Consider the following 26075-nt stretch of genomic DNA (forward strand, 5'->3'; position numbering starts at 1 on the left):
CGTCTGCGGCGTTCGGGGACCGGTGAGGGGCGAGACGGTTATCCGAGGGTCGAGGGGTCGACGGTCTCGCCGTCGACGTAGACGCGGAGGGAGTCGGGAGCCGAGAAGTTCGTGATGTCGCCCTCGACGACGTAGCTGTCCTTCCAGGGGCCGACCCAGCCTTCGGCGGTCGCGCCCGAGACGACGTCGTCGGACTCGATGCTGGCGTTCATCGCCTTGCTCTTCTCGATGCCGCTGCTCGCGCTGAGTTCGTAGTGCGTCCAGCCGCTCGTCGACCGACCGTCGAGGGTGACGGCCCGGGTCGTGGGCTGGCTGCTGGTGGACGCGCTGGCACCGTCGAGGTGGCCGTCGATCCAGGAGAGCAGGTCGTCGACGTCGTGGTGCGGCGAAGTGGTCTCGCCGCCGAGTTCGAGCGTCGGCGTGAAATCGACGTCGGCGTCGTCGGCGGCACCGATGGTCGCCTTGACGTCGTCCTCGTACCGGCCGGCCGCGGCACGGTCGATGGCTTCGCTCACGTCGTCCACGCCGGTCGCCCGCATGCGGTCCGCCATCTCGTCGTACGTGACCGTCCCGGACACCTTCTCGTCGAACATGTCGCGGAAGAACGCCCAGTAGTCGTCGGGGGAGACGTTCCAGGCACCCAGCGCGGCTTCCGAGACGAGCGGGTCGCTGTCGGAGATGTAGTAGTACGACGAACCGTGCGAGGTGTGGCCGGGGCGCTCGTAGGCGTGTGCCCGGTAGCGGAGGTTCAGGTCGCCCGCGGCGACGTACTCCTCGATGACGTCGTCGAGGTTCTCCTGGACGAACTCCTGCGTGTACGGACATTTGAAGTTCCCGAACAGGGTCGCCGTCGGGTTGTCCGCGTCCGTGCCCATGGTCGCGTACGTGAGCGAGTCCGTGTCGTCGGGGACGGGTGCGCCACCGACGGACGCCGCGCTCGCTGCCGTCGTACTTCCGAGGCCGATCGCTGCAACTGCACCGGTCGCTTTCAGAAACTTCCGTCGCGATGAATCGCTGTTCGACATCCGTTGCATCCCTGGAAGCAAGGGGGTAAAGACCCGGACGATAGTTCAGTCTCTCCGAACACTCCTGTACAGTTTCACGACCGTTTCGGGACCGCTCCGTGGGAAACACTGTCTCACGACCGTCTGCCGTCGGCGACTGGTCGAGGTGGCCCGCCGGGGTTTCGGAGTCGAGGACCCGTCGAGTCGGCGATATCCTCGCGGTTCGGGCCGGCGACGTCGTCTCGCGAGCGACCCCGAGCCGTCCCACGTTTCGGTCCGTCGACCGTTTCACACCCTTCCGGCACTGTTTCATGCGAATAGACCTCATGATTTTAGGGTGTCGACGGCGCGCTCGCGACCGGTTTGCCCGTCCTCCTGGTCGGCGAGCGACCCCTCGCGGGAGGACTTGCCACGTGAGCAAATCCTATCCCGCTGGACGGGCAGTGGCAACTATGGACGAGAAACGCGAACTGCTCGAACTGCTGCTGTCGGACGCCCGCGAGAGCACCGACGACCTCGCGCGACAGCTCGGACTCGACGAGGAAACGGTCGAGGACCTGCTCGCGGAACTGGAGGCCGAAAGGGCCGTCCGGGGGTACACGGCCGTCGTCGACTGGAACCAGGTGTCCGACGAGCACGTGATGGCGGCGGTCGAACTGAACGTGGAACTCGACCGCGAGACCTCCTACGACGACATCGCGAGCCGCATCGCCGGCTTCTCGCAGGTGTCGACCCTGCGTCTCGTCTCCGGCGACTACGACTTCGCGGTCGAGGTCGAGGGCGAGTCCATGCACGAGGTCTCCCGGTTCGTCGCCGACCGGATAGCGCCCATTCCGGAGGTGACCCAGACTGTGACCCACTTCATCATGGAGACGTACAAGGAGGCCGGCATCGAGTTCGACGACCGCGACGACGACCGCCTCTCCGTCTCGCCATGAAGCCCGCCGACCGCGTCCAGCGCGTCCCGCCGTCCGGCATCCGGCGCTTCTTCGAACTGGCCGAGGAGAAAGACGACGTCGTCTCGCTCGGCGTCGGCGAACCGGACTTCTCGGCTCCGTGGGGCGCTCGAACGGCCGCCATCGAGTCGCTCGAACGCGGGAAGACCTCCTACACCGCCAACCGCGGTATGCGAGAGCTCCGGGCGGCCATCGCCGACCACGTCGAACGCTGGGACCTCGACTACGACCCCGCCGAGGAGATACTGGTGACGACCGGCGCGAGCGAGGCCGTCGACGTGGCGATGCGCGCGCTGGTCGACCCCGGCGACACGGTCGCGGTTCCGCAACCGTCCTACGTCTCCTACGTCCCCGGGGTCACGTTCGCGGGTGGCGAACCGCTGCCCGTCCCGACGCACGCCGAGAACGACTTCGTGCTCACCCCCGACGACCTGGCGTCGGCGGGCGCGGCGGACGCCGACGCGCTCGTACTCTGCTACCCGAACAACCCGACGGGCGCGACGATGTCCGAGGACGAACTGGCCCCGGTCGCGGCGTTCGCCCGGGAACACGACCTGACGGTGCTCTCCGACGAGATATACGCCGCGCTCACCTACGAGGGCGAGCACACCTCCATCGCCACGCTGCCCGGTATGCGTGAGCGCACCATCGTGTTCAACGGCTTCTCGAAGGCGTACGCGATGACGGGGCTGCGACTGGGCTACGCGCTCGGTCCGGCCGACGGCATCGGGGCGATGAACCACGTCCACCAGTACTCGATGCTATCGTCGCCGACGACCGCCCAGTACGCGGCGATAGAGGCGCTGCGCGGTTGCGAGGACGACGTCCAGGAGATGCGCCGCGAGTACGACCGCCGCCGCCGGTTCGTGCTCGCGCGGTTCCGCGAGATGGGGCTTGACTGCTTCGAGGCCGAGGGCGCGTTCTACGCCTTCCCGCGCTGCGGCGGCGACGACGAGCAGTTCGCCGAGGACCTGTTGCGCGAGCAGTCCGTGGCGGCCGTCCCGGGCAGCGTCTTCGGCGCGGGCGGCGAGGGCCACCTCCGGGTGTCCTACGCCACCGGGATGGACGACCTCCGGACCGCGATGGACCGCATCGAGGCGTTCGTGGACTCGCGGTAGGACGCTGCACTCGACGCCGGCTTTCGCCCGTCGGCGACCCCCACCGGTCGCCGCGGACCGACCGCTTCTCGTTTAAGTGCTTCTGGCGACAAGGGGTAGATACGAAGAGGATTTCTACGGACTCGCTCGACCAACCGCGGAGTCGTTACCGCGAGTCTTCACCGTCGCTCTTCGAACGCCGAGCGCAGCGTCCACTCGCCGTCGAAGAAGGGCGACCCCGGGAAGCCCGCCCCACGCCAGAGCGCGTCGACGGGGTCGGCGAGTTCCGCGCGAACGTCGCAGTCGAAGCCGTCGAGCGTGACCGTGAACGGGGCGAGCAGGTCGGTCCGGACCGTGGCCGAGCCGTCCCCGGCGGAGCCGCCCCTGCCGGAATCGCCTTCACCAGTGTCGAGCCGACAGCCAGCCGCGCCGAAGACGCTGATCGCGACGTGGACGGGACCGCGGGTCTGGTGGTACGCGAGCAGCCGGAGATACCGGCGGACGCAGGCGGTCAGGTCGAGTTCGAGCGCGCGACCGTCGAGACGAACCGTCCCGTCGTCCGCCTCGCCGCCGTCGCTCCCTCCGTCCTCGAACGGCAGCGCCGAGACGGACTCGACGACGCCGTTCGAGAAGAGATGCGCGTAGCCACGGCATTCGGCGGCGTCCTCGACGTACGCGCCGAAGCCGTCGGCGGTCCAGGTCCCGCGCGCGTCGCCCGCGTTCCCGAGGACGGGCAGTTGCGTGGGCCGGGTGGGGTCGGCCTCCGGCAGGACGCCGCGCTCGGAGAGGTCGACGGCGTACCCGTCGTCGTAGACGCCGTCCGGGACGAGGTGGACGACGACGCCCCGCGGCCGGTCGAACCCGAAGTAGCTGGTTCCGGAGACGACGGGGTCGAGGCGCTCCTGGTGGAGAGCGGTCGCCTGTTCGCTCGCTCCGCCGGCGTACTTCGCCGCCATCACCGCGTCTCGGTAGCTCATTGACGAACCAGAGCGGACGTGGGCGAAAAAGTGGACCGGTACGCCGGAACTCTGCGGGATTCCGTGTGGCCCGGCGTCACGCGACGCACGCTCTCTCGGTGGGTCGAGCAGCCGCCGCGACAAGTCAATGATACGACTGAAATCCGTCCGACGGACGGCCAGAGATACTTTTTTGGCATCGAACGTCGTCCAGACTGAAGCAAGATGGTTCCGTCTAAATCGTTGTCCACTCAGCGATTAATATTGCTCTTCGTCGTCTCGATCGGCGTCGTCTCCGGGAGTATCTTCCTCGTCACCAACGAGTTCGTGGGGACTCCGGGCGGTAACGCCAGCGCCTCTCAGTACACGAACGTCACGAGCTGTACGACCATCACCGAACCGGGGCAGTACGCTCTCAGGCGCAACGTCGGGGGAAGCGCCGGACTCTCCGAAAGCTGTATCACCATCCGGGCGAACAACGTGGTCCTCGATGGGTTCGGGCACACGGTCGACGGCAGGGGCGTGACCAACTCCACCGGCATCCGCGTCGAGGGCGAGTCGGTGACCGACGTCACCATACGCGCCGTGACGGTGACCGACTGGAACCGTGGCATCCACGTGATGAACGGTTCCCAGGTCACCATCCGGAACGTGAACGCGACGACCAACGCCGAAGCCATCTCCATCTGGAACACTCGCCGGAGTTCGGTCACCCGGTCGGAGTTCCACCGGAACTTGCTCGGCGTCGTCGTCGACAACGCCAGCACGAACGTCACCGTCTCGGGTAACCGCTTCGAGAACAACTACGCCGGCGACGTCAAACGCGAACGGGGTCGGCTTCGCTCGGACGCCGAGTCTCTTGCCACCCCCGACGCCGCCTCGCCGACGAGGTCGTTCCTGGCGGGGCGACGGCACCGCGTCGCGACGTGACTCGGTCTACTCGCCCGACCGTACCGACGCCGTCGATTCGTTCCCGTCCTCGTTCTTCCCGGCCCGTATCTCGGCGAACCAGTCGGGGTACTCTCGTCGCTCGCGTCCCTCGAACGTCGGGTCGCCGGACATGGCCTTGATGGCGCTGGCGTCGTCCTTGCTCCAGACCGCCCCGTCCTCGTGGAAGAGGCCGTTGATGACGCCCATCCGCCGGAGGCGGACCGAGTACGCCGGTTTGACCATCAGCGACCAGAAGAAGTTGCCGATGCCCGCGTCCGTGATTATCGGCGCCAGCGAGGAGTAGTCGGGGACGGCCTCTTCCTGGCTCACGTTCGCGAAGAACCCGTCCCCCTGACGGATGCGCTGCCACTCCGACAGCCAGACGGGAGCCTCCATACCGTCCGCGACGTTGTTCGCCTGCCGGAGCGTCCGACGGTACTGGGCGGGCGTCTGTGCGAAGTTGTAGTGGAACTGCAGGATGTCCATCCCCCAGTCGAGATAGCGGGTGTTGTTCGTGAGGCTCGTCGCCCCCACCGTCAGCGGGATGTCCCCACGCTGGGCGGTGAGCGTCTTCGCCATCTTCGCCATGAACTCGACGTCTTTCTTCTCCCACCCCGGTTCGTTGGTCAACTCGATGGCCAGCAGTCGCGAGTCGCTGCGATATCGCTGCATGAACCACCGGATGTACTCCCGCGGTGTCTCCCAGAGTCGCTCGTTCTTTATCGTCCGGGTCGCGGGCGAGAACGTGTGGACGCCCGTGAGCGGGTCGTCGTCGATCAGGTTCTCGTACGTCGGTTCGTGGCCGATGCTGTCGTGGAGTCCGATGACGACGCGCATGTCGTGGTCGGCGGCGGCGTCAAGGAAGTGTTCGAGTCGGTCCTCGTGGCCCTCGGGGTCTTCGAGCCAGTAGGCGTAGCTCATCCACGTCCGGATGGCGTTGAGGTTCAGGCGGGCCGCGTAGCCCAGGTCGCGCTCGATGACCGCGCGGTCGTAGTCCTTCCACATCTGGTACCGGTTGAACGCCCGCGCCGGAACGTAGATAGCGCCGCGCACGTCGACCGGAGCGTCGGTGTCGAACTCGTCCGGGAGGACGTCGCTCGGCTGTGACGAGCGGCCGTCCGACCGCTCCGACGATCGCCGTCTTCCCTTCGCCCCAGTACGTGACTCGTCCGAGTTCCGTACCGTTCCGGTCGGCGACAGGCCGGCAGCGGTTGCACCCACCCCGAGACCGAGAAACCGCCGACGCGAGACACGCCCGTTCATCTTCCTGTGAGAACGACGAGCCAGCCCCTAAAACCTACGACCGTCCGGCGGAAATGTTGGCCGAGGCGAGTAGTTCGTCCCGGGACGAACGCCCGTCGGCGTCAGTTCTCGTCGCTCGCGACCCGGTAGACCGGGAGCTGGAGGCGGTATCCGCGCCAGTACGCCTCCGCGAGACTCCACGTCGGACCGACGAGGAGGATGCCGATGAGCGCGAACACTTCGAGTACGTGGAACCAGCCCGGCGTGAGGTAGAGCGCTGCGTTCAACAGTTTCGGCGGTATCGCGTCCTCGACGGCGGTCAGCGTCTTCTTCGGCAGGGAGGCCAGGCCGCCGTCGCCGGTCTTCGCCCTGCTCTCCGCGTCCTTCGCCTCGCCGTCGATGCTCGCCTTCCCGGCGAGGTCGGCGCGCTGTGCGCTCGGGCCGCCAGCGCTCTCGTCGCCCGTCCCGAGGCGTTCGGCGTCGTACGGGAAGTTGAACTGCGCGCTCCACACCTTCTCGCCGTCCTCGTTTATCTCGACCACGCGGTTGCCGTGCGTGTCGGTGACGAGCGTGTTGCCGTTCGGCAGGCGGTCTGCGTCGCGGGTCCACTGCATCCGGGCGTCCTTCCACTCCCAGCTCTGTTTCCACGACCCGTCGACGCGCTGGAACTCGACGACGCGGTCGTTGTGTGAGTCGGCGACGATGACGGCGGGACCGCCCTGGGACGCCGGGATGTAGTCGGGGTTGTGCTGGCCGAACAGGACGCTGTGGTTGTCCTCCTCGCCGAGCGTCCAGCTCTCGTTCACCCCGGTCGTCCGGTTGATGAACACGACCTCGTCCTGGTTGCGGATGCTGACCATGATGCGGTCGTCCGGCAGCACCTCCACGTCGTTGAGGTGAGTGAAGTCGTTCGGGAAGGGACCGCCGCTGTCGTGCGAGTAGTGTGCGAGGGCCTGCCACTCCCAGGTGATTATCTCGCTGGAGGTGTTGACGACGAACACCCGGTCGCGCTCGATGTCGGCGACCGCGAAGTGGGTGTCGTTGATGCGGTCCACGTCGTGCCAGCGGTTCGTGTACGGGATTCGGAACCCGGAGTAGGTCGGGACGACGCGACTGTACAGTCGGTCGACCTCGTCGGTGGACATGTTCAGGCGCTCGATGACCATCCGGCGGCAACTGGTCACGCCGTCGCACTGCTGCTTGGGGACGGTCTCGGAGCCGACGTACGTGACCGTGTACTTCCCGGCGGGCGACGGGTCGACGTCGGAGTAGTAGTCGAGCGTGGCGTTGTAGTACAGCACGTCCTTGTCGGGGCCGACGGCGACGAGCTTCGCTCCGACGGTCGGACTCTTGTGGTCGGTGACGACCGTTATCTCGTCGGCGGGAACGTCCGCGATGCCGTGGGGGCCGTTCGTCGTTCCGGGGTCGGCGACGGCTCCGGAACCGGTTACCTGCCCGGCGTATCCCGACGCGAGCACGCCGACACAGAGCACCAGCAGAACGCCAAACGCGACACGAAGACGCTTTCGGGGGACCATTACCGGCCATCTCTCAGCGGAGACAATAAATCCACTCTCATCGTCGTCAAATCCACTCGCCAGGTTCTCAAATCTACCTGCGTCGGCGTCTAATCCACCTTTTCGACGCTCGTAACGATGCTGGTACTTCCGGGGACCACGCGTCGGACGCCGGACCGTCACCGTCCGTCGCGCGAGACGAGGACCGTCGGCCGTCCCCGGTACCTGACCAGACGGAGGGTTATTCTCGTCCGCCCGGACCGCCGGACGACCAGCGGCCTCGCGTCGGAATGCACCCGCCAGTCGCCGTCCCGGGTCGCCACGCGAACGTCGAACGGTACGTGCCGAACGCGGGTTCGACCGTCGGCGACTCGGTAGGCCAGCACGTCGCCGCGGGCGTCCTTCGGGTGCCGACGACCGGGGACGCCCCCGACCGCGACGAACTCGACCCCGGCGCTGGTCGGCGACGCGGCCGGGATCGTGAGCGTGACGACCCGACGGGCGCCCCGGTGGCCCAGCGGGACGGCGTCGTCGCTTTCGACCGCTTGCATCGCCCAGGAGAGTCGACCGAGTTCTCGCTCGACGCTCCGTTCGGCGCCGGTCGTCCGGGCGTCCTCGACGGCGGGCGCCGCGAGACCGCAGACGGCGACCGCGAGCACGACGGCGAGCGCCGTCCGGACGCTCACAGCGTCTCCCTCAGCCGGTCGAGGAGGGAAGCGTCGCCGTCTTCGCCGGTGTCGACGGGGTCGCTGCGGGTCGTCGACGCGTTCTCGTCACCGGCCGCTCGTGCGCTCCCGTTCGTCGGCGGAGCGACGGCGTCCGACGCGGTCGGAGCGGCCGCGTCGGACGACTCCAGGGCCTCGACTTTCGCCAGCGCGGCGTCGGCGCGGCGCTCGACGTCCTCGTTGACCGAGCGGACGTTGCCGACGTAGCCTCGCACCGCCTGGAGGGCGGCGTCGAGTTCGTCCACGCGCGCTTCGAGGTCGTCGAGCCTGGCCGCCAGGTCGTCGGTCGTCGCCGCGAGGCCGGTGTCGTCGAGGTCGGGGGGTTCCTCCGCATCGGCGAGCGCGCGTTCGACGGCGTGCAGCCGTTCTTCGAGGGTGTCGGAGTCGGGCATCGACGGCGTTGGCCGCGCCCCGGTATGTAAAGGTTCGTCCGACGGCGCGAACGTCGGCTATCGTTCCAGGTGCGCGGTCGGCGACTTCGTCTCGGTCGTACCGCGACACCGGTTCCTTCTGCACGGCGGCGTCTCGTCAGCCGACGGGACCTCGTTTTTTCTCACCCGCGTCGGAAAGTTGATTATCCCCCAATCAGACGCTTCGCTTATGAAAGTCGTCCTGATAGGAGTGGGGCAAGCGGGGGGAAAGATAACCCAACAGCTGGTGGAGTTCGACGCCCGGATGGGCTTCGACGCGGTGCAGGGTGCGGTCGCCGTCAACTCCGCGGAAGCCGACCTCCAGGAACTGGACCTCGACACGGTGCTCGTCGGTCGGGACCGCGTGAACGGTCACGGCGTCGGCGGCGACAACGAACTCGGCGCGGAAGTGATGCAGGAGGACGCCGGCCAGGTGATGAGCGCGCTGGAGGGCCGTATCACCGCCGAGGCGGAGGCCGTCTTCGTCGTCGCTGGCCTCGGCGGCGGCACCGGCAGCGGCGGCGCGCCGGTGCTCGTCCACGAACTCCAGCAGATACACGAGATGCCCGTCTACGCGCTCGGCGTCCTCCCCGGGCGCGGCGAAGGCGCGATGTATCAGGCGAACGCCGGTCGGTCGCTGAAGACCGTCGTCCGCGAGGCCGACGCCACCCTGCTGGTCGACAACGACGCCTGGCACGCGGCCGGCGAGAGCATGGGCGAGGCGCTGGACGCGATAAACGAGGCCATCGCTCAGCGAGTCGGCCTCCTGTTCGCGTCCGGCGAGGCGACCGAGGGCGTCGGAGAGAGCGTCGTCGACTCCAGCGAGGTCATCAACACCCTCCGCTCCGGCGGCATCGCCGCGCTCGGATACGCCAGCGCGCCCGCGGACGAGGAGAGCGCCGAGAACATCAACACCGTCACGAGCAACACCCGCCAGGCGCTGCTGTCGAACCTCAGCCTCCCGAACGCCGTCGCGGCGGACTCGGCGCTGCTGGTCGTCGCCGGCCAGCCCGACCGCATCCCGCGGAAGGGCGTCGAGAGCGCCCGGACGTGGGTCGAAGAGCAGACCGGCAGCCTCCAGGTGCGCGGCGGCGACTTCCCGCTCGACAGCGAGCGCCTCGCGTCGCTCGTCCTGCTCGGCGGCGCGGAACGCTCCGAGCGCATCCACGAGTTCATGGAGCGCGCGAAGGAGGCGAGCGAGCAAGCCGAACGCGAGGACCCCGCCGAACAGTTCCACAACGAGCAGATAGACGACCTGTTCTAGTTCGTCGCCCGTGGGACGCGGAGATTCCGGATCGACACGTCGTCGCCGCCGGAGCCGCGACGGGAATCTATTTGGACGTGCCACCGCCACTCCCGGGCATGGTATCGGAGATCTTCGACGGAGAGCGCTGGGAGGAGGTCGACGACGTCGACTTCCGGGACATCACCTACCACCGCGCGAAAGATCAGGGCACCGTCCGCATCGCGTTCGACCGCCCCGAGGTGCGCAACGCCTTCCGGCCGGGCACGGTCGACGAACTGTACGACGCGCTCGACCACGCCAAGCGCCAGACGGACGTGGGCTGCGTCCTCCTGACGGGCAACGGCCCCTCGCCGAAGGACGGCGGGTGGGCCTTCTGTGCGGGCGGCGACCAGTCCATCCGCGGCGAGTCGGGGTACGAGTACCGGGACGAGGACGAGGAGCGCGAGACGGCGTCGGAGGGCGGCCGCCTGCACATCCTCGAAGTCCAGCGACTCATCCGCCACATCTCCAAGCCCGTCGTCTGCGTCGTCCCCGGGTGGGCGGTCGGCGGCGGCCACTCGCTCCACGTCGTCTGCGACCTCACCCTCGCCAGCGAGGAGCACGCGAAGTTCCTCCAGACCGACCCCGACGTGGGGAGCTTCGACGGCGGGTTCGGCTCCGCCTATCTCGCCCGGCAGGTCGGCCAGAAGAAGGCCCGCGAGGTGTTCTTCCTCGGGAAGACCTACTCCGCCGAGGAGGCCGCGGAGATGGGCATGGTCAACGAGGTGGTCCCCCACGAGGACTTGGAGGACGTCGCGCTGGAGTGGGGCGAGGAGATGAACTCGAAGTCCCCGACCGCCATGCGGATGCTCAAGTACGCCTTCAACCTCGATTCGGACGGCATGGTCGGCCAGCAGGTGTTCGCCGGCGAGGCGACCCGGCTGGCGTACATGACCGACGAGGCCCAGGAGGGACGGGACGCCTTCAACGAGGGCCGCGACCCCGACTTCGACGACTACCCCTGGCACTACTGAGGCCGGCTTTTCGCGTCGGTCGTCCTTCCTCGCTCGCCGCGTGTAGGTGTTCTCTCCGCGGAGCACCTGTCGCACCGGAAAACATTTCCTCTAGCTAACTGTCTGCAATCACGTGAGCGAAAGGGTCGGACGGGGCGAACGGCGCGGTCCGGAAGCGGCGCTAGCGGTGGGGCTGACCGTCTCCGTGGTGTTCGTCGCTGTCGTGGCACTCTACTGGACGCTGTTCGGTCTGGCGACGTTCGGTATCCCGGGCCTGTACGCGCTCCCAGGAGGCGTCCTCGTCGTCCAGTTCGCGCGGAGCCTCCGGATGGACGACTGGCCGCGACGGGGGGCCGCTCTCGCGTCCGTCGGCGGGTTTCTCGTGCTGATTGCCGGGCTCCGTCCGATGGGTAGCTGTGTGGGGTCCGCGCAGTCGCAGTGCAGCGCGAGCCTGAACCCCGTCGTCCCCGTGCTCGCGCTCGGCGTCCTCCTGACAACCGCGACGTTGGCCTACGACCTCCACCGGCGACGACGCTGACTCTCTCGGTCGGCGCGCTCCGCGGTCGCACCCGCTCGACCGTTCGTCCTTTAAGTGCTTCCCGCGACAAGGGATAGATACGAACGAGGCTTCTCCGGAACTCGGCCACCGTAGCCGCAGGTCTCCTCTCGTTTCCGGGCGCTGCTCGACTCGCCCGGGCCGATTTATCGGCCGAGAACAGGGATTTTATTCCCGCTGTCTTACTCTCTATTTGACGATGTCGTTATAAACTGTGGGAGCCATTCACAGTCATGGTTTCGCTGGACACGATCTTCGATCTGCTAAGCGAAGAGCGTCGACGGTACGTCCTGTACTATCTGAAGGAACAGGACGGGCCGGTTTCGGTGACGGAACTCACCGAAGCGGTAGCCGACCGGGAGAAGGTCTCGTCGCCGGAGGACGTCCCGGACGAGACGCTCGAACGGATAGACGTCTCGCTTCGACACAATCACGTCCCGAAGACCACCGACGCCAAATTCGTCGAGTACGACAGGGCCGACGGCGTCATCCGTCTCCGTGACTCTCCGCCGGAGTTCGAGGCCCTGGTCACCATCGCCGAAATCATCGAAAACCCCGACACCGACGAGTGACGCGGTCGCCGGTCGTGAAGCCGTGGCGCTCCCGCCGCGGACCACGACGGGGTCCGCGTTCGCGGGTGCTATCGCTGGCCACGCAGTCGAACGTGGCCGTCCCGTCGGAGAGTCACCTCGTAGCCGGCGTACATTAGCGTAATCCGGACGCGAGGCGCCTGGTCGTCGTTCGACGACGTGACGAGCGCGTTGAGCGCGTCGGGGTCGACGTAGTCGTACAGCGGGTCGAGCGTCGCCGGGTCTCGGTCCGTGGCGTCCGCGACCAGTTCGGTCACGGCGGCGACCGGCGACGTTACTGCCCAGTCGTAGTCGGCGGGGCTCGCGTCGGGTAGTTCGTCTCTGCCCGTGGGTTCCTCACCAGGGCGCTCACCATCCCCGCTCACAATGACCCTCAAGAGGATGTGCTACTACATTAAATTTCTGTGAGAAAGTGAGTGACAACGCGAGGGGAGGCTCATTCGCTTTCGGTGTTCGAGAGACGCCACGTGAAAATCGCTCTGAGGACGACGACGAGGCTGTTCGTCTCCCCCTTGCCCCAGATCGCCGTCTCGGCGTGCTCCGACGGGACGGACTCCGACCGTTCCTGCCGAACGCTGACGAGCGTCTTCGTCCCGTCGACCATCAGGAGACGGCCGGCCGACGTGTCCGACCAGACCCAGAGCGACTCGAACATCTCGGCGCCGGGAATCGACTCCCGGATGCGGGCCTGCACCGTCGGCGAGATTCCCGCAAGCTGTATCTGGACCCCGCGCTCGGCGGCCCTGGCCAACGTTTCGACGATTTCGTCCGTGAGGAGTTCTTCCACGGTCATGTAGACGATTTCGTCCTCGGCGCTGTCGAAGAACTCCGTGACGCGGCTGGTGACGGCCCCGTGGCCGTCGACCGTCCAGACGCCCTCCTGCTCGGTCCGACGGGGACCGGTATCGAGCGCGTCGAGCGCCGCCCCGAGCCGGGAGAGCCGGTGCTGGAACTCCCGTTCGAACACGCGCCCGAGCGTCTCGGCCGACACCGGCCAGAACTGCTTCGGCGTCGAATGCTGGACGTCGACGAGCCCCTTTTCGCGGAGTTCCTCGACCGAGTCGTACACGCGCGTCCGCGGTACGTCGGCGACTTCGCTCACGTCCTTCGCCGTGCCCGAGCCGAGGCCGACGAGGGCGACGAGCGTTCTGGCGGCGTACGTGCTCAGTCCGAGCTGTTCGAGGTTGTCGATAGCCACGGAGTCGGGGTCGTCGGGCGGATTATCGCGCATCGGTCGCTGACCAGTAATACTGTCTGACGTCGTCCGTATCGAAATCCCTACCCTGGAGGGCAGGGCTGGCACGCAGTGGCGAGTGGTTGGGACACTACCGCGTTGCGTGCCATCCGTATCTCGGGCTGGCGTAGGCAAGAAGCTTTTGTGATTAAGTGAGTAACAGAACTCCGGGCAGTTCTCCTCCGAGGGAAGATCCCGACCGTAACTGTCGGACTACGTACCATCGTGGCCTCTCGAACTGACCACGGTACGACGCGAGGAGCGGCTCTCCACTCCTGTTACTCACTTCATCAAAACAGAGTACTTGGGTAAAAAAGATGGATGTTGAAGCAGTGCCGGATTCACTCTCGAAGCGACGATGGACACCAGCACCATTTTTCGACTGCTCGGGAGGAGTCAGCGACGGCACGTACTGCTCGAACTAGTGAATCGGGAAACGGCTGCCGGCATTGCCCAGGACGGCGACGGCGGTCTCGACATCGACGCGACGTATTCGGGCCCGCGCAAACTCGAACTCGAACACTGCCATCTCCCGAAGCTCGCGGACAACGACGTGATCGAGTGGAACCGCGAGACGAACACGGTCACCAGAGGTCCCCAGTTCGACGCCCTCGAAGCTCAACTACGACTGCTACGGGACGAGGACAGCGATGTTCCCGACGGCTGACGACGCTCCGGATCGACGGCGTCGACCGAACGAGGAGCCCTCGACGGATAGCACGCCTGCTACCAGCGCTCCGACGGCCACTGGCTCTGTACGACGTATCCGGCGTACTGCACCGTAGCGACGCCGAGACTCCAGTTCGTCGCCTCTCGTGATTGCGCGGTGTGTTCGTCGTGCGCGAGGAGCGTCAGTGGCTTGTATGCAGCGAGCGAACGAGTAGTGTATATCCGGAATCGCCCGGAGAGTGGTTGGGACACATGACATCAAACGAACAATATGAACACGCTGTCGACCTGCTACAGCAACTTGGATTAAAGGAGTACGAAGCGAAGTGTTTCGTGGTTCTCTCCCGGCTTCCGAAGGGGACCGCGAAACAGATCAGCGACCAGTCCGACGTCCCTCGCACGCGCGTCTACGATGCGACGCGCGTCCTCGAAGCGCGCGGACTGGTCGAAGTGCAACATTCGAGCCCCCAGTACTTCCGCGCCGTCTCGATCGACGAGGCCATCGCGACGCTCCGTCAACAGTACGAATCGCGGTTCGACGAACTCCAGGACGCCGTCGAAGGGCTGGAGAAATCGACGACCCACGACTCGGACACGGTCCACGAAGTCTGGTCGCTGTCCGGGAGCGACGCCATCGCGAATCGAACCCAGCAGCTGATCGGAGAGGCCGACGACGAGGTCGTCCTCATCCTCGGCACCGATGCGGTCCTCTCCGAGGACCTCTACGAGAGTCTCGACGACGCGGCCGACAGGGGCGTCTCGCTCATCGTCGGTACGCTCGTCGACTCGGTGCGAGAGGAGATCGATCGGCGACTCGAGGCCAAGGTGTTCCTCTCGGAACTCGACTGGCTCGGAGCCCACAACGACGGCTACGGGGGCTCCGCCAGAGACGAAGACACGGCGATCGGCCGACTGCTCATGGTCGACCGCGAGACTATCTTCGTGAGTTCCATCGACCCGATCAGCGGGAAAGAGCAGGCAGTGTTCGGCCGCGGGTTCAGCAACGGCCTGGTGGTCATCGTGCGGCGACTGATGGCGACCGGCCTCCTGGCGAGCGAGGACCCCGGCACCTGAGTGCCCGTGCCTCCGTTCGAGCGAACCGCCGCGGAACCTTCCGGGTGGCTCACGGTCGCCGCGCGGAAGCGACCCTGCCCGCTGCACGGAGCCGTCTCCGGTTCGGTCGTCCGGCCCCGGAGAGCGACCCCTGCTCGCAGTGGTCCGCCGGGACGGGGCGTCAGCGCTTTAAGTGCTTCCCGCGACAAGGGATAGATACGAGGAAGTCTTCGTTCTCAGCCGTCCACGTTCTCGCCAGCGGGTCGTCCGTCCGCGTCTTCGGGCCCGTCCGACCGCTCGCCGAGGCTCGGCAGGTTCGGGTCCCGGTGGGGGTTTCGGCCGTAGACGGCGTCTTCGATGCCCTGTTCGTCGACCTGCTCTTTGAGCGTGCGCCGGAGTCGGTTGAGACTCGTCACGTCGAGGCCGTGTTTCTCCGCGAGTTCGGTGAACCGGTCGTCGTCCGTGATGGAGTGGAACTGGTCGTAGAGTTCCGTCAGGCGCTCGGGAGGCAGTTCGCCTATCCACTCCTGGTCGTGCAGTCCGAGGTAGTGCTCGCGCTCGCGGTCGACGACGTGGCGGATGACGACGAGCGCGACGGTCGGGATGGCGCGCTGGCTGCCGAAGGCGGTCAGGTCGAGGTCCGCCATGATGCCGATGACGCAGTCGCGCTGCCACGGCGTCAGCGACAGGTCGTTGCAGAGCGCGTGGCTGATTCGCACCTTGTCGAGGCGGTGGACGCGCTTGCTGTGGCCGGCCATCGCCGAGTGGCGTTCCTCGTGCAGTCGCCGGACGTCCTCGGAGAGGTCCGCGTCGGGCGAACTGGCCCGCCCGATGAGGGTCGCGCTCGGCGTGACCGGTCCCCAGCGTCGCACCGTCTCGTCGCGCTGGAGGTCGGCGCGGCTGACAGCGCTGTCGCCGGGTCGCTGGCTGAGCGGGCGGTCGGACGCTCCGCGGTCGTCCGGACGCGGCCCGTCGCTCTCGAAACGGGGATCGGAGCCGGCAGTCATCGTCCCCCGGTACTCGCCCCGGACAGTTGAAAGATGCGTCTCGCGAAAGAACGGTGACAGGAAAGCGCGGAGACGCGTTCCGCGGTCCGAAAAACCTCCTCGTATCTATCCCTTGTCGCGGGAAGCACTTAAAGCGCCGACGCCCCGTCCCGGCGGCGTCCGAACGCTCCCACAGAACTGTTGCCAGTGCCGACAGCCTTTTGACGCGGCCCGGGCTACCCAAGCGTGCATGGTCGCACAGACGATGGATCGCGTTCCGCACGAATCGTAGACGACTAGTTCTGATTATGCGAGGTGTGTGCCGATGCTGACCAGTGGCGACGCCGTCGCACGCACGGGGCTCGACGCCGCGGCGCTGAAGCCCGCAGAGTGCGACGTCCGTCGGGCGACGGAGCTACCGCTCGACGCTATCACTATCGACTACGAAGGCCGCGAGCATCTCCCCGACGAGGCCACGCTGGAGACGCTGGCCGCGGAGATGGACGTCCGGTTGACGATTCCCGTCCGCGCGGACGGGTTCGACCCCCTTGGGGACGACGCCGTCCTCGACGGCCTGCCCGCGTCCGTCGGCCGGGTGCTCGTCGCGGGACACCCCGCGTACCTGACCGACCGCGAGCGGAAGCGAACGGTCGCGCCGCGCCTCGGGGCGGCGCTCGCCGACGCGCCCGACGCCTGGGTCGGCACCGAGAGCGTCGAACGCGTCGCCATGGCGACCGGCGCGACGCAGTTCGAACTGCTCACCAGGTCGACGACGCGGGACCTGCGCGGGCTCCGGGCCGCGGGCTTCGACGGCACCGTCGCGGTGTACGCGCCCACGGTGCTGACCGACGACGAGGACGCCGTCCTCGACGCAGTCGGCGGGTACGTCGCCCGGCGCAACGCCGTCGCGTCGGCGCTCCCCGAGGGCGCGGCGACCGACGCGAGCGCGACGGGTCGCGCCCGCGAGGTGCTGCTCGCCGCGAGCGACGACTTCGCGCTGGTCGGCACCCCCGAGGAGGTCGGCGAGACGGTCGGCGACCTGAAGGCGGCCGGTGCGGACCTCGTCGTCGGCTACCCCGCACGCGGCATCGAGTCGTTCCTCGGCTAACGCGGGACGTCGTTTCTCGACTGACCGGCGAGTCTTTGCTCGACCGACCCGCGCCTCGCGTTCGACGCCGCCTGGCGTTCGCCCGGCGAGCGGGCCGAACCGCAGTTCTAAGTACCGGCGCTCCGACCGCTCCCGTATGTCACTGCTCCACGAACACACGACCGCGACGGCGAGCGACGCGTTCGCCGACGTCGAGGTCGCGCTGTTGCCGACGGGGAGCGTCGAACAGCACGGGCCGGCGCTCCCGCTCGGGACCGACTTCCTGGCTGCGGAGGCCGTCGCACGCACCGCCGCGGACCGCGACGACTGCGTCGTCCTGCCGACGATTCCGGTCGGGGTGAGCGAACACCACCGACAGTTCGACGGGACGCTGTGGACCGACCCGGAGACGTTCGAGGCGTACGTCCGCGACGTCGTGGCGAGCGTCGCCAGCCACGGCGTCCGCAAGGCCGTCGTCGTCAACGGCCACGGCGGCAACGACGAGGCGCTCCGGCGGGCGGCCCGCGAACTGCGCCGGGAGGAGGTCGCGTTCGCCGCGCCGTGGAACTGGTGGGCGGGGCTGGACGACCTCGTCGAAGCGGAGTTCGACACCGCGCTGGAACACGCCGACGCGGTGGAGTCGAGCATGGTGCTGGCGGTCGCCGAGGACCTCGTCCGGGAGGCGGCCCTGGCGGAGGCCGAGGCGGGCGCGAGCGACTCGTGGGGGCGGACGGTCCACGGCGCGAACGTCGGCTTCGACACCGCCGACTTCTCGGACAGCGGCGCGGTCGGCACGCCCACGGACGCCTCCCGCGAGGCCGGCGAGAAACTGCTCGACCGGGCGAGCGAGGAACTGACCGCGCTGGTCGACTGGCTGACCGAGCGGGACGCGTCGGCGCTGTGGCCGGCGGAGCACCGATGAGGGTCGCCGTCGTCGGCGGCGGCGCGGTCGGCGTGACGGCGGCCCGCGACCTCGCCGCCCGCGACGTCGACGTGACGCTGTTCGAGAAAGGGGAGGTCGGCGGCGCGAGTACGGGCCGCGCCGCCGGCGTGCTGTACGACGCCTTCGCCGCGCCGGAGGACGCCCGCATCGGCGACCGGGCCATCGAGCGCTTCCGCGCGTTCTCGGGCACCGGCGACTTCGCCTTCGTCGAGACGCCGTACGTCTGGTTCGCCCGCGAGGGCGACGAGCGCCGCGCCGACGCCATCCGGGAGCAGGTCCCGCGGATGCGAGACGAGGGGCGCGACGTCGCCTTCCTCGACCCCGCCGACATGGCCGAGCGCTATCCCGCCGTCGCCGTCGAGGACGTGGGCGTCGCCGCTATCGCGCGCAACGCCGGTCGGACCGACCCCGGGCGGTACGCGACCGCGATGGCCGACGCGGCCCGCGACGCCGGGGCGGACGTGCGGACGGGCGTCGAGGCCGCCGTGCGAACCGGCCCGCCTCGCGTCCGGGCCGACGGCGAGACGCTCGCGTTCGACGCGGTCGTCGTGGCGGCCGGCGCGCACACGAAGCGTATACTCGCCGACGCCGGGATTCCCGTCGCCCTGAAGCCGTACCGCGTGCAGGCGCTCACCTGCGAGTTCGACGCCGACGCGCCGATGCTGTACGACGCGACCGCAGGCTACTACTGCCGGCCGCACCCGGAGGGGTTGCTGGCCGGCGACGGGACGGAAGAGGTCGAGAGCGACCCCGACGACTGGAACCGCGACGGCGACGCGGCGTTCCGCGAGGCGACGGTCGAGCGACTCCGCGAGCGATTCGACGTCGACCCCGACGTGAACCGCGCCTGGGCTGGCCTCTGCACGGCGACGCCCGACCGCGACCCCCTGCTCGGCGAACTCCGCGACGGCCTCTACGTCGCCGCGGGCTGGCAGGGCCACGGGTTCATGCGCGCACCGGCGCTCGGCGAGGCTATCGCCGCGGACGTGCTCGGCGACGGTGGGATTCCGGCGTTCGACCCGACCCGCTTCGACGGCGACGAGGAGTTCGACGTCGTGGAAGGGATGGCGGTCGAGTGACCCGGCCCGGCGCGGACGTCTCCCGACCGCGCCGCGGGTCCCACCGGACCGCGCCGCCTACCGGTCCACGCGGACCGTCGTCCGGACGTCCCGCGAGGACCGTCCCACCTCGATAGCGTACGCCCCGGAGTCCGTGACCCACCCGTCGTCCGGGTCGTACCGGGCGAACGCCAGGTCGTCGAGGTCGACTTCCACGGTGCTGGTTTCGCCACCGTCCAGTTCGACGGCGGCGGCGCCGGCGAGTTCCCGGACCGGTCGCTCGACGCCGTCCGGTGCGGCCGGCGGCCGGACGTACGCCTGTACCACTTCGCGGCCGGGTCGCTCGGCGCGGTTCTCGACGGTGACCCGGACCGCGTCACCGTCCGCCTCGGCCGCTCCGTACCGGAAGTCGGCGTACGAGCGCCCGTGGCCGAACGGGTACGTCGGCTCGGCGTCCGCGGCGTCGAAGTGGCGGTAGCCGACGAACGGCCCCTCCGAGTAGTCGGCCACTCCGTCGACGCCGGGATACTGGCTCTCGTCGGTCGCGGGATAGGCGTCCTCGGGGGCGAAGGTGACCGGGAGGCGTCCGCCGGGGTCGCGGTCGCCGTACAGCACGTCGGCGAGCGCGGCGCCGTGAGCCTGTCCGGGGTACCAGGCCGCGAGCAGGGCCGCGACGTCGTCGCGCCAGGGCAGTTCTACCGGCCCGCCGGAGTTGACGACGACGACCGTGCGGTCGGCCGCGTCGGCGACCGCCTCGACCAGTTCGTCCTGCCGGCCGGGGAGCCGGAGGTCGTCGCCGTCCCGGGCCTCGGTGGTGGCGTCGCGCACGACGACCACGGCGACGTCGGCCGCTTCGGCGGCCGCGACCGCCTCGTCTTTCGAGGGGTCCGGGTCGGGGCCTGCGTCGTCGCTCTCCTCGCCGGCGTCGTCGCCGACGAAGGGCAGGAGGTCGAACAGCGAGACGTCCTCGATCTCGGGGACGCCGCGGGCGACGGCCACCTCGCCCTCGGCGCGGGAGGTGATTCCCTCCCGGGGACTGACCGAGTGGAACGGCGTCGTCTCCGACGAACCGCCGCCGCCCAGGGTCGCCTCGTGGACGTTCGGCCCGACGAGCGCGACGTCGGTCGCGTCGTCGAGCGGGAGGACGCCGTCGTTCTCCAGCAGGACCGTCCCGCGGGCGGCGATGCGGTGGGCGAGGTCGCGGTGCGCGGGCGTGTCGAGGGCTCCGTCGCCGCGGTCGCCGTCGAACAGCCCGATTCGCTCCATCTGGCCGAGGACGCGGGCCACCATGTCGTCGAGGCGCTCGGCGGGGACCGCTCCCTCGTCGATGGCCTCGGCCAGCGGCTCGCCGAAGAACCCCGCCTCCGTCGGGTCCGGAACGCCGTCGATGGAGCCCAGGTCGACGTCCGTCTCGCTCGACGACTCGTCCGCCTCGTCCGGCGCGTCCCGGCTGTCGGTCACGGAGACGCCGGGCATCTCGACGTCGAGCCCGGCGGTGGCGGCGCCGACGGTGCTCTCGACCCCGTACCAGTCCGAGACGACGTACCCCTCGAACCCCCACTCGTCTTTGAGCACGTCGGCGACCAGCCGGCGGTGGTCGCTCATGTGGGTGCCGTTCACCCGGTTGTAGGCGGTCATCACCGACCCGACGCCCGCCTCGACCGCCGCGCGGAACGCCGGGAGGTAGAGTTCGCGGAGCGTCCGCTCGTCCACCTCGGCGCTGACTTCGGTGCGGTTTTGCTCCTGGTTGTTGGCGACGTAGTGTTTCACGGTGGCGACCACGTCCTCGTCCTGAATCCCCTCGACGACGCCCGCGGTGAGGTCGGCCGCCAGCCGGGGGTCCTCGGAGTAGTACTCGAAGTTGCGGCCGCAGTGCGGCACCCGGACGATGTTTGTGCCCGGCGCGAGTAGCGCGTCCTGGTCGTGGGCCTTCGCCTCACGGGCGATGGCCGCGCCCTGCTCGCGAGCGAGGTCGGGGTCGAACGTCGCCGCCAGCGCCAGTGCGGTGGGGAACGCCGTGGCGCGCTCGTCCTCGGCGCGCACGCCCAGGGGTCCGTCGACCAGCCGGAACTCGGGTACGTCGAGGCGGTCGACGCCGGGCAGGTAGCCCGTCGCCGTCCCCGCCGGGTCGGTGGTACCCCGGACCAGTCGGAGCTTCTCCTCGCGGGTGAGTTCGTCCACCAGTCGCTCGACTCGCTCGCTCGTCTCGGCCATACCGAACGGACCGGCGGCTGACCGTTAGGTGTTGGCGTAGGAGCAAAGGATGGCGGACGATAGCTCGGCGATCCGTCGCGTCGACTCGGGACTCACGGCCGGAAACGGTGACGGACGTCGTCTACGTCTCGACCGACTCGGACTGAGAGTCCCCGGTCGTCCGTTCCTGCTTCGGCACGCGGACCTCCAGCGTTCCGGAGTCGGTCAGCGTCGCGGACGCGGCGTTCGCGTCCACCTCGGCGTCGGGAGGCAGTTCGACGCGACCGTCGAGCGACATCCCGCGACCGGGGAACACCATCCCGAAGCCCTCGTGGAACTCCCGGAACCGGTCGAGTCGGACCAGGACCGCGCCGTCGGCGAACCGGACCTGGACGTCGCTGCCGGTCGCGCCGGGGGCGTCGAAGACGACGAGGTACGCGTCGTCGCTCTCGAGCAGGTCCGCAGGGAGCGGGCGGGTCTCCTGGACCTTGCTCGCGGCACGGCCGACGCGCTGGAAGACGGCGTTGCCGACCGAACGGCCGAGTTCGCGCAGCGTCATAGTTCGATCTCTTCGAGGCAGTCGGTCCCGCCGCAGTAGGGACACTGGAAGTCGGTCACGCCCACGTCGTCCGGCATGTCGTACGTGTAGTGCATCTCGAACATGTCCATCTCGCAGTCGTCGTCCGTACATCGAACTTCGAGCGTCGCGGGCATGCTCGAAAGTACGGCGCGGACGATTAATAAACGCGGGGACTCCGGCCGTCGTCGTGCGTCTCTCCGATTCGCGTAGCGACGGCCGGTAGTCGCCGGCGGTGCCGGCAGTGTCGGGTGGTCGCCGCTTCCCGACGCCCGACGGGCGAGTCGGTGACCGGTCGCTTTCAGTCTCTCGGGGCGACCGACGCAACGTAACGGGTACGACAGAACTCGTTTCGGGGACGCTGTGGTTGCCCGATGATTTTTTGTCATACGAGAGTGAATGACACGATTATGAACTCTGTCCGGAGCGCACTACGCGAGGGCGCGGTAGAGAAAGACACCTACGGGCGGCTGGCCTGTACGTCGTGTGCGGAGTCGCTGAAGACGCGCAACGACCCGGACGAGGTGTTCACCGTGAAGTACTGTCCCGAGTGCGACGGCGAGTGGAAGGAGCTGTAATCACTCGAAGACGGCGTCGAAGGCGTTCGCGCCCATCGGCTCGAACCGCCCGGCACCGACGTTCTCCCGGACGTGCTCGACGTCGCTCGCGCCGACCAGCGACGAGGTGACCCCCGGCGCGCTCCGCGCGAAGTTGATGGCGCGCTGGGCCGCCGTGTCGCCGGCCAGGCGCTCGGCCACGTCCTCGGGCAGTCCCTTCGCGAGTTCACCCTGACCGATGCTGGCGCTGGTGAACACGTTCAGGCCCGCTTCGTGAGCGAACCACAGCGCGCTCTGGTCGCCCTCCGGCCCCTCCTGTGACTCGACGGTGAACGCGTCGGCCATGTGGACGTTGAACGGCAACTGGACGGCCCGGAAGTGGGTCGCCGTGTTCTCGGCGCGCTTGGCCGCCTTGCGTGCGCGCGAGGCCACCTCCCGGAGCGAGAGGTAGTCGTCGTGGCCCTCCGGAACGCGGAACGCGGTCCAGGTCGCCACGCCGTAGCGGTCGAGGTCGCCCGCCGCCGCGCGCTCTTCGAGTCGCGTGAACGCGTCCTCTAACTGGTCGTACACCGCCTCGCGGGACCGAACCTGTAGCTGGGTCTCGGGGTTGTGGACGTAGTACAGGTCGACGCCGTCGAGTCCGAGGTTCTCCAGCGACCGGTCCAGTTGCGCGTCGAGGAACTCCGGCGCGATGCAGTGGCTGCCGCGGGCAAGGTCGTCGCGGTCCACGAGCCCGGGCTCGACGAACTCCTCGCGGACGTACTCGCCGGGGTCCTCCGGGCGCTCGCCGTCGAACGGGAGGAAGCCGCCCTTCGTGGCGACGAACACCGCGTCCCGGTCCACGTCTGCGTCGTCTACCGCCTCGCCGACGACGCGCTCGCTGCGCTGGCAACGGTAGTTGATGGCCGTGTCGACGACGTTGACGCCGCTCTCCAGCGCCGTCGTGATGGCCTCGCGGTAATCGTCGTCCACCTCGTCCGTCGGCTCGCCGAGGTACGTTCCGAGGCCGACGCTGGAGACCGCCAGGTCGTCGCACCGCCGGAAGTAGGTCCGTCCGAACTCGTCGCCGAACGTCGCCTTGTACTCGAAGGTGCCCTCCTCTGTCGCCATGACTCCCGCTTCGTGCGTCTCCCGGATAAGCGCGCGGTGTCGGCGTCGCAGTCGGGGAAACCTACACGGCGCTGGACGTCGTGACGGTACGCGTCATGACGACCTACGGTTTCGAGGGGAGCGACCCCGACGTCGACGAGAGTGCCCGCATCGCCCGCGACGCGACCCTGGTCGGCGACGTGACGGTCGGGGCCGACGCCAGCGTCTGGCCCGGGGCGGTGCTCCGGGGGGACGTCGCCCCGGTCCGGGTCGGCGCGGAGGCGCACGTCGGCGACAACGCCGTCCTGCACGCCAGCGACGTCGGCGACCGCGTGATGGTCGGCCACGGTGCGGTGTGCAACGACGCCGCGGTCGAAGACGGCGCGCTCGTCGGGTTCGGCGCGACCGTCTCCGACGTGACGGTCGGCGAGCGCAGCATCGTCGCCGCGGGCACCGTCGTCCCGGCGGGGTACGAGATACCGCCGGAGTCGTTCGCGCGCGGCGTGCCCGCCCGCGTGACGCCGCTGGAGGAGACGACGGTCGACCCCGAGGAGACCTTCGAGACGTACTCCTCCGGGGCGTACACCGACCTCTCGCGACGTCACGGGGAGCTGTTCGAGTAGGTCAGAACAGCCGACCGACCGAGAAGTACCGGAGGAACGACTCGACGAGGACGGTGAGCACGCCACCGAGCACGAGCAGCCAGGTAGCGGTTCCGACCGGCACCGCGAGCAGTCCCAGCAGGTCGAGCGTGACCGCGGTGGCGGCGACCGCGAGCAACCAGATGACCAGTCCCGCGAGACGCTCCCCCGTTCCGGATTGGCGCCGTTCCCCGGCCATCACTCGCGTAGTTCGGCGGCGAGGTCGTCGGTTCGCGCCCGCAGTTCGTCGCCGACCTCGACCGGATACCCGTCGGGGTCGCGGAGGTCCCGACAGCCCGCCGGCAGTTTCCGGCGTCGCTCGCGCGCCCGGTCCCGGAGGGCGTCCAGCCCCGGCAGGTCGCGGACGCGCTCGCCGTCCTCGAACACCGTCACCAGCTGCTCCTCGCCCGGCAGTTCGTCGGCCTCCTCGCGGAGCCCCACCACGTCGCGCTCGTACCCGTCCTCGCCCTCGACGCGACGGACGCTCTTCGCGCTCGGGTAGGTCACCTTCCCCGCGGAGAGTTTCATGCTCGGTCGCATCTCCCCGTCGCGCTCGACCGCGACGAGTTTGTAGACGGCGTCCATCGACGGCGCGTCCTCGCTCGTCGTCAGGGCGGTGCCGGGACCGAAGCCGCTCGCGACGCCGTCGTCCTGCAGGAAGTCCGCTATCTCGTACTCGTCCATCCCGGAGGAGACGAAGATGGGAGCGTCGCCGACCACCTCCTCGACTTCCTTCGAGAGCGCGACGAGGTCGCCCGAGTCGAGGCGCACGCCGACGTCGGCGTCGTACTCGTCGGCCACCTCCATCGCCACCTTCGCGCCCGCCACGGTGTCGTAGGTGTCGACCAGCAGGACGGAGTCGTCGCCGTACTGCTCGACGAAGGCCGCGAACGACGAGCGCTCGTCGGGGAAGCTCTGGATCCACGAGTGGGCCATCGTTCCGTAGACGGGCAGGTCGAACACCTCGCCCGCCGCGACGTTCGAGGTGCCGTCGAATCCGCCGACGTAGGCCGCTCGCGCGGCCTTCACTCCGGCGTCGGTGCCGTGAGCGCGCCGCGAGCCGAAGTCGACGAGCGACTGGTCGTCGCCGTGCCGGTCGACCGCCTCGGCCATCCGCGCGGCCTTCGTCGCGACGAGGCTCTGGAAGCCGACCTGGTTGATGAGCAGCGTCTCGAACAGCTGGGCCTCGAAGATGGGCGCGGTCACTTCCAGCAGCGGTTCGTCCGGGAAGACGGGCGTCCCCTCCGGGAGCGCACGCAACTCCCCCGTGAACTCGAAGTCGGCGAGGCGGTCGAGGAAGTCGTCCTCGAACCCGCGTTCGGCGAGGTAGTCGAGCGCGCGGTCGCCGAACGTCAGCGTCTCGACGTACCGGACCGCCTGCTCCAGTCCGGCCGCGAGGACGTACCCCCTGTCCGGCGGCAGGTCCCGGAAGAAGAGGCTGAACGTCGCCCGCGGTTCGTGGTCCGACGCGTGGTACCCCTGCAGCATCGTCAGCTCGTAGAGGTCGGTGAACAGCGGGAGCGTCTCGGGCGTGACGTAGCCGAACTCGGCGTCGGTCATGCTCCCGGAGAACGACGGCGGACGGCTAAAGTGTGCGGGGCGAACGTCGTTCCTTCGCCCGGACCGTATCGCCGGTATGAAACTCGTCGAGAAGCTCGCACCCGACTTCCTGCGGCAGACGTGGCGATGACAGGGCTGCGGGAAGACCTACTGGCGCAACCGCCGGACGTGCCGCAACTGCGAGGGAACCGTCTTCGACCGCGTTCG

29 protein-coding genes are annotated in these 26075 nt (G+C 68.7%); 14 read left to right on the forward strand and 15 right to left on the reverse strand.

Going from position 1 to position 26075, the window contains the following annotated elements:
* Window positions 1-38: 38 nt before the first annotated feature.
* On the reverse strand, window positions 39-1025 hold the full coding sequence (locus ACTF4R_RS08345; RefSeq protein WP_440007373.1) for a DsbA family protein: 987 nt from the start codon (window positions 1023-1025) through the stop codon (window positions 39-41).
* Between the two features lie 431 nt (window positions 1026-1456).
* Here ACTF4R_RS08345 and ACTF4R_RS08350 point away from each other — a divergent pair, with 431 nt between their 5' ends.
* The gene (locus ACTF4R_RS08350; protein WP_440007374.1) at window positions 1457-1942 is read left to right on the forward strand and encodes an Lrp/AsnC family transcriptional regulator; all 486 of its coding nucleotides are present in this window, start codon (window positions 1457-1459) and stop codon (window positions 1940-1942) included.
* The gene (locus ACTF4R_RS08355; RefSeq protein WP_440007375.1) at window positions 1939-3078 is read left to right on the forward strand and encodes a pyridoxal phosphate-dependent aminotransferase; all 1140 of its coding nucleotides are present in this window, start codon (window positions 1939-1941) and stop codon (window positions 3076-3078) included. The genes ACTF4R_RS08350 and ACTF4R_RS08355 overlap by 4 nt, the downstream gene beginning before the upstream one ends.
* 158 nt (window positions 3079-3236) lie before the next feature.
* Here ACTF4R_RS08355 and ACTF4R_RS08360 read toward each other — a convergent pair whose 3' ends face one another.
* The gene (locus ACTF4R_RS08360; RefSeq protein WP_440007376.1) at window positions 3237-4034 is read right to left on the reverse strand and encodes a hypothetical protein; all 798 of its coding nucleotides are present in this window, start codon (window positions 4032-4034) and stop codon (window positions 3237-3239) included.
* Window positions 4035-4277: 243 nt separating this feature from the next.
* Here ACTF4R_RS08360 and ACTF4R_RS08365 point away from each other — a divergent pair, with 243 nt between their 5' ends.
* Entirely contained in the window at window positions 4278-4943 is a 666-nt protein-coding gene (locus ACTF4R_RS08365) for a right-handed parallel beta-helix repeat-containing protein (protein WP_440007377.1), read from the forward strand.
* Window positions 4944-4949: 6 nt separating this feature from the next.
* Here ACTF4R_RS08365 and ACTF4R_RS08370 read toward each other — a convergent pair whose 3' ends face one another.
* From ACTF4R_RS08370 to ACTF4R_RS08385, 4 genes are all read right to left on the reverse strand, one after another.
* Window positions 4950-6206 (reverse strand): cellulase family glycosylhydrolase, encoded by a 1257-nt coding sequence (locus tag ACTF4R_RS08370; RefSeq protein ID WP_440007378.1) that lies wholly within the window; start codon window positions 6204-6206, stop codon window positions 4950-4952.
* Window positions 6207-6307: 101 nt separating this feature from the next.
* On the reverse strand, window positions 6308-7723 hold the full coding sequence (locus ACTF4R_RS08375) for an arylsulfotransferase family protein (protein ID WP_440007379.1): 1416 nt from the start codon (window positions 7721-7723) through the stop codon (window positions 6308-6310).
* 158 nt (window positions 7724-7881) lie between these two features.
* On the reverse strand, window positions 7882-8388 hold the full coding sequence (locus tag ACTF4R_RS08380; protein WP_440007380.1) for a DUF7311 family protein: 507 nt from the start codon (window positions 8386-8388) through the stop codon (window positions 7882-7884).
* Window positions 8385-8819 (reverse strand): DUF7310 family coiled-coil domain-containing protein, encoded by a 435-nt coding sequence (locus ACTF4R_RS08385; protein ID WP_440007381.1) that lies wholly within the window; start codon window positions 8817-8819, stop codon window positions 8385-8387. Before ACTF4R_RS08385 ends, ACTF4R_RS08380 begins: the two co-directional genes overlap by 4 nt.
* Window positions 8820-9027: 208 nt before the next feature.
* Between ACTF4R_RS08385 and ACTF4R_RS08390 the strand changes: the two genes are divergently transcribed.
* The 4 genes from ACTF4R_RS08390 to ACTF4R_RS08405 all read left to right on the forward strand — a co-directional run bounded on the left by ACTF4R_RS08390 (window position 9028) and on the right by ACTF4R_RS08405 (window position 12203).
* Entirely contained in the window at window positions 9028-10101 is a 1074-nt protein-coding gene (locus ACTF4R_RS08390; protein ID WP_440007382.1) for a tubulin/FtsZ family protein, read from the forward strand.
* Between the two features lie 98 nt (window positions 10102-10199).
* Window positions 10200-11096: a 1,4-dihydroxy-2-naphthoyl-CoA synthase gene (locus ACTF4R_RS08395; protein WP_440007383.1), complete on the forward strand. Its 897-nt coding sequence runs from the start codon at window positions 10200-10202 to the stop codon at window positions 11094-11096.
* Window positions 11097-11208: 112 nt separating this feature from the next.
* Window positions 11209-11613, forward strand: a complete 405-nt coding sequence (locus tag ACTF4R_RS08400) for a hypothetical protein (RefSeq protein ID WP_440007384.1) — start codon at window positions 11209-11211, stop codon at window positions 11611-11613.
* A 251-nt stretch (window positions 11614-11864) separates the two neighbouring features.
* Window positions 11865-12203: a DUF7344 domain-containing protein gene (locus ACTF4R_RS08405; protein ID WP_440007385.1), complete on the forward strand. Its 339-nt coding sequence runs from the start codon at window positions 11865-11867 to the stop codon at window positions 12201-12203.
* Between the two features lie 68 nt (window positions 12204-12271).
* Here the strand turns inward: ACTF4R_RS08405 and ACTF4R_RS08410 are convergent, their stop codons facing one another.
* Together ACTF4R_RS08410 and ACTF4R_RS08415 are read right to left on the reverse strand one after the other, a co-directional pair.
* Window positions 12272-12586, reverse strand: a complete 315-nt coding sequence (locus ACTF4R_RS08410; protein WP_440007386.1) for a DdfA family disk-determining factor — start codon at window positions 12584-12586, stop codon at window positions 12272-12274.
* Between the two features lie 71 nt (window positions 12587-12657).
* Window positions 12658-13452 (reverse strand): TrmB family transcriptional regulator, encoded by a 795-nt coding sequence (locus ACTF4R_RS08415; protein ID WP_440007387.1) that lies wholly within the window; start codon window positions 13450-13452, stop codon window positions 12658-12660.
* Window positions 13453-13813: 361 nt separating this feature from the next.
* Here ACTF4R_RS08415 and ACTF4R_RS08420 point away from each other — a divergent pair, with 361 nt between their 5' ends.
* A complete protein-coding gene (locus tag ACTF4R_RS08420) occupies window positions 13814-14122 on the forward strand; it encodes a DUF7344 domain-containing protein (RefSeq protein WP_440007388.1) in 309 nt (102 codons plus the stop codon).
* A gap of 254 nt (window positions 14123-14376) precedes the next feature.
* Complete coding sequence (locus ACTF4R_RS08425; protein ID WP_440007389.1) at window positions 14377-15198, forward strand: TrmB family transcriptional regulator; 822 nt, start codon at window positions 14377-14379, stop codon at window positions 15196-15198.
* A 215-nt stretch (window positions 15199-15413) separates the two neighbouring features.
* On the opposite strand, the gene ACTF4R_RS08430 is transcribed toward ACTF4R_RS08425, so the two are convergent.
* Window positions 15414-16184, reverse strand: a complete 771-nt coding sequence (locus ACTF4R_RS08430) for a DNA-directed RNA polymerase subunit epsilon (RefSeq protein ID WP_440007390.1) — start codon at window positions 16182-16184, stop codon at window positions 15414-15416.
* Window positions 16185-16488: 304 nt separating this feature from the next.
* Between ACTF4R_RS08430 and ACTF4R_RS08435 the strand changes: the two genes are divergently transcribed.
* The 3 genes from ACTF4R_RS08435 to ACTF4R_RS08445 all read left to right on the forward strand — a co-directional run bounded on the left by ACTF4R_RS08435 (window position 16489) and on the right by ACTF4R_RS08445 (window position 19272).
* On the forward strand, window positions 16489-17271 hold the full coding sequence (locus tag ACTF4R_RS08435) for a DUF7388 family protein (RefSeq protein WP_440007391.1): 783 nt from the start codon (window positions 16489-16491) through the stop codon (window positions 17269-17271).
* 136 nt (window positions 17272-17407) lie between these two features.
* A complete protein-coding gene (locus ACTF4R_RS08440) occupies window positions 17408-18172 on the forward strand; it encodes a creatininase family protein (protein WP_440007392.1) in 765 nt (254 codons plus the stop codon).
* Window positions 18169-19272 (forward strand): NAD(P)/FAD-dependent oxidoreductase, encoded by a 1104-nt coding sequence (locus tag ACTF4R_RS08445; protein WP_440007393.1) that lies wholly within the window; start codon window positions 18169-18171, stop codon window positions 19270-19272. Before ACTF4R_RS08440 ends, ACTF4R_RS08445 begins: the two co-directional genes overlap by 4 nt.
* A 57-nt stretch (window positions 19273-19329) precedes the next feature.
* Here ACTF4R_RS08445 and ACTF4R_RS08450 read toward each other — a convergent pair whose 3' ends face one another.
* From ACTF4R_RS08450 to ACTF4R_RS08460, 3 genes are all read right to left on the reverse strand, one after another.
* The gene (locus ACTF4R_RS08450; RefSeq protein ID WP_440007394.1) at window positions 19330-21465 is read right to left on the reverse strand and encodes a beta-glucosidase; all 2136 of its coding nucleotides are present in this window, start codon (window positions 21463-21465) and stop codon (window positions 19330-19332) included.
* Between the two features lie 121 nt (window positions 21466-21586).
* On the reverse strand, window positions 21587-22003 hold the full coding sequence (locus tag ACTF4R_RS08455) for an Hsp20/alpha crystallin family protein (RefSeq protein WP_440007395.1): 417 nt from the start codon (window positions 22001-22003) through the stop codon (window positions 21587-21589).
* Complete coding sequence (locus ACTF4R_RS08460; protein ID WP_440007396.1) at window positions 22000-22158, reverse strand: DUF7559 family protein; 159 nt, start codon at window positions 22156-22158, stop codon at window positions 22000-22002. Before ACTF4R_RS08460 ends, ACTF4R_RS08455 begins: the two co-directional genes overlap by 4 nt.
* Before the next feature lie 273 nt (window positions 22159-22431).
* Between ACTF4R_RS08460 and ACTF4R_RS08465 the strand changes: the two genes are divergently transcribed.
* Window positions 22432-22599: an HVO_0758 family zinc finger protein gene (locus tag ACTF4R_RS08465; RefSeq protein WP_440007397.1), complete on the forward strand. Its 168-nt coding sequence runs from the start codon at window positions 22432-22434 to the stop codon at window positions 22597-22599.
* Here the strand turns inward: ACTF4R_RS08465 and ACTF4R_RS08470 are convergent, their stop codons facing one another.
* Window positions 22600-23688, reverse strand: coding sequence for an aldo/keto reductase (locus tag ACTF4R_RS08470; RefSeq protein ID WP_440007398.1), 1089 nt, complete (start codon window positions 23686-23688; stop codon window positions 22600-22602).
* A gap of 95 nt (window positions 23689-23783) precedes the next feature.
* Between ACTF4R_RS08470 and ACTF4R_RS08475 the strand changes: the two genes are divergently transcribed.
* A complete protein-coding gene (locus ACTF4R_RS08475; protein ID WP_440007399.1) occupies window positions 23784-24290 on the forward strand; it encodes a gamma carbonic anhydrase family protein in 507 nt (168 codons plus the stop codon).
* 1 nt (window position 24291) lies between these two features.
* Here the strand turns inward: ACTF4R_RS08475 and ACTF4R_RS08480 are convergent, their stop codons facing one another.
* Together ACTF4R_RS08480 and ACTF4R_RS08485 are read right to left on the reverse strand one after the other, a co-directional pair.
* Window positions 24292-24507, reverse strand: coding sequence for a hypothetical protein (locus ACTF4R_RS08480; RefSeq protein ID WP_440007400.1), 216 nt, complete (start codon window positions 24505-24507; stop codon window positions 24292-24294).
* Window positions 24507-25868 (reverse strand): nicotinate phosphoribosyltransferase, encoded by a 1362-nt coding sequence (locus ACTF4R_RS08485; protein WP_440007401.1) that lies wholly within the window; start codon window positions 25866-25868, stop codon window positions 24507-24509. The genes ACTF4R_RS08480 and ACTF4R_RS08485 overlap by 1 nt, the downstream gene beginning before the upstream one ends.
* Window positions 25869-26075: the final 207 nt, after the last annotated feature.

Origin of the sequence: Halomicrococcus pelagicus (assembly GCF_051917725.1) — an archaeon.
Classification (GTDB): Archaea; Halobacteriota; Halobacteria; order Halobacteriales; family Haladaptataceae; genus Halomicrococcus.